Source organism: Crocosphaera sp. Alani8 (genome assembly GCF_038442745.1).
Lineage (GTDB): Bacteria > Cyanobacteriota > Cyanobacteriia > Cyanobacteriales > Microcystaceae > Crocosphaera.
In genome coordinates this window covers 1-2,145 of sequence record NZ_JARVCN010000461.1, presented here as the reverse complement: position 1 = coordinate 2,145, position 2,145 = coordinate 1, and the positions used below count along the sequence as shown (strand labels likewise).

The following is a 2,145-nucleotide window of genomic DNA, read 5'->3' as shown; positions in this document are numbered from 1 at the left end:
ATCAAGCGAGAGAAAGTCTGGGCGAACTCGAAACTTTATTTTCATCTTTGTCCCTTAACTTTCGGCGAGTCCCCCCAGACTTTTTGAGAAGCTTCGATTAATCGATCTGTTAACGGCATTCACCATGAATAATAACATTCCTGTTTTATTCCAAGGGGCTTTAGGTGCCAACGGGTGGTGTCGTTACGATGGGCAAACAGGAGAACCCAGACAAATAGTAGTAGATCCACTGCTACCAAAGCAACATCAGGCCAAGACACTGGCGCACGAAATAGGTCACTCACTTTTACATTCTCGTAGTCAATACAATGACCACATTCCTCGAAGCCAAGCGGAATTAGAAGCAGAATCTGTTGCTTTCATTGTCTTACATCATTTCGGGATTGATTCGAGTGATTATTCATTCCCTTATGTCGCTGGTTGGCAACAAGGCGAGGATGCGCTGGAAAACTTAAGGAAAAGTGGAATGCTCATTCAGAAAGCTGCTAATCAAGTGATTGACTGGATTGAAACAAATTTCCAAGCGCAATTAGCCGCTTGATCAATGTCTTTACCACAGTTATTTATTTCCAAAAGAGAAGGGCTTGCACCTTCTCTTTTTAGTCTCCCTGAAATTTAGCAGCTAATCAGAATGCCCCGAAAAAAGAAGAAACCTATCAACCTTAAAGATAAGCTCAAACAACGTAAAGAGACTATCACTAATTTCTACGTTAATCGCTTAAGCCAAGTTTCTGATGACCCTCAAAAAGTTTGGGAATTAACCAAAGATCCTACCAATATGTTCCGCACTAATGAAGAGGAATTAACCAATATTTTAGCAGAATTAGACCGCCGAGTATTAGTAGGAGAAATTGACCCACAAGTTCGCACAAAAATCATTCAAGGAATTAATTACCAATGATCCAGCAGTTATCAATTTTCGACTTGCCGGTGCAAGATACCCCCACAAAACTGCGTTATTTCAATCCCAAGAAAGCGCAGAAGTTCAGAGATTTAGCTAACAAAATGCAAAAGCAAATCGATAATAAACTTAATTCTGCCATTGGGCAACAACGTCCAACAAGGAGACGCGCGAGGATTGCCGCATCCATGAGGGAAGAAGGAGAAAAACTGGCTCTAATTCAAGGCTGGTTATATGCAATAGCGGATGCGTTAGATGAAGGTACATTGTCCCGTATTTTGTCTGAAATCTCCACAAAAAGCCAGTTATATACATTATATGACTTAAAGCATCCTCATTGGCAAGATCATTTAATTGTACAGCATCTTACCAAAGATGGTTGGGCAAGTTGCTTACTCAGAGCAAATATCGGTACTGTTCCCCGTATTCATCAAGCGATCTCTGCCCTCGAAGAACTGCATCAAACCCCTGTTATTGACCCCAAAGTTAAGCAAATAGCTGAACTTGAGCGTCAGTTAATCGGAACTACGATTCCTGGTTATTTTCCCACGCCTAAGCCGGTTTGTGACCAAATGGTTAGATTAGCTAATCTAAAACCAGGACTGAGAGTCTGGGAGCCTAGTGCCGGCAAGGGGGATATCGCCAGTGCGATCAAAGAAGCTGTTGATGTGAACCTAGAAGTATGTGAACTTAACTCTAATCTGAGACAATTACTCGAAATCAAAGGATTTAATGTCATTGGGTCTGACTGCTTTGATGTTACCACATCCTACCACCGAATCCTCATGAATCCCCCATTTGTCAAAGGTTCAGAACTAATTCATATCCGTTACTCTTACGACCATCTTTTAGAAGGGGGACAGTTAGTGGCCATTGCCCCTGAATCCATTGAATTCCGCCAAGATAGGAAATATGCTGAGTTTCGAGAGTGGTTAGAGGACAAGTGCGTTATAAATGCTCCTTTGCCACAAGGCAGTTTCTTGAATAGCGATCGTTCAACAGGAGTTAATACGAGAATTATTGTTTTAGAGCGTTAGAGTGCGCTTTGCGCTGTTTTCGAGATAATTGTTGTATGTTATCTCGATGACTTCCTCAAAATATCAAAGTAAAGTTGTTCCCCTCGATGACCACTGGAGGCTGAATTGTCTTTTAGCCCATTTAGCCACTATTACCAATCCCAAAGGGGAAAGACCAGAAATGTTGAATGTCTTTAGAAAACTTTACATATCAAATTAGACTAACCC

The 2,145-nt window shown here is 41.4% G+C and carries 3 protein-coding genes; all 3 read left to right on the top strand.

The window, feature by feature from the left end:
- The first annotated feature begins 124 nt into the window (after nucleotides 1–124).
- The 3 genes from P9B04_RS22805 (at nucleotide 125) to P9B04_RS22795 (ending at nucleotide 1,938) form a co-directional block, all read left to right on the top strand.
- Nucleotides 125–541, top strand: a complete 417-nt coding sequence (locus P9B04_RS22805; RefSeq protein ID WP_342057254.1) for an ImmA/IrrE family metallo-endopeptidase — start codon at nucleotides 125–127, stop codon at nucleotides 539–541.
- Between the two features lie 90 nt (nucleotides 542–631).
- Complete coding sequence (locus P9B04_RS22800) at nucleotides 632–901, top strand: hypothetical protein (protein WP_342057253.1); 270 nt, start codon at nucleotides 632–634, stop codon at nucleotides 899–901.
- Entirely contained in the window at nucleotides 898–1,938 is a 1,041-nt protein-coding gene (locus tag P9B04_RS22795) for an SAM-dependent DNA methyltransferase (protein WP_342057252.1), read from the top strand. Before P9B04_RS22800 ends, P9B04_RS22795 begins: the two co-directional genes overlap by 4 nt.
- Nucleotides 1,939–2,145 lie beyond the last annotated feature (207 nt).

Excerpts from the sequence above, each read along its gene's own strand:
- P9B04_RS22805 (WP_342057254.1), top strand. The coding sequence starts at position 125 with ATGAATAATAACATTCCTGTTTTATTCCAAGGGGCTTTAGGTGCCAAC.
- P9B04_RS22800 (WP_342057253.1), top strand. The coding sequence starts at position 632 with ATGCCCCGAAAAAAGAAGAAACCTATCAACCTTAAAGATAAGCTCAAA.
- P9B04_RS22795 (WP_342057252.1), top strand. The coding sequence starts at position 898 with ATGATCCAGCAGTTATCAATTTTCGACTTGCCGGTGCAAGATACCCCC.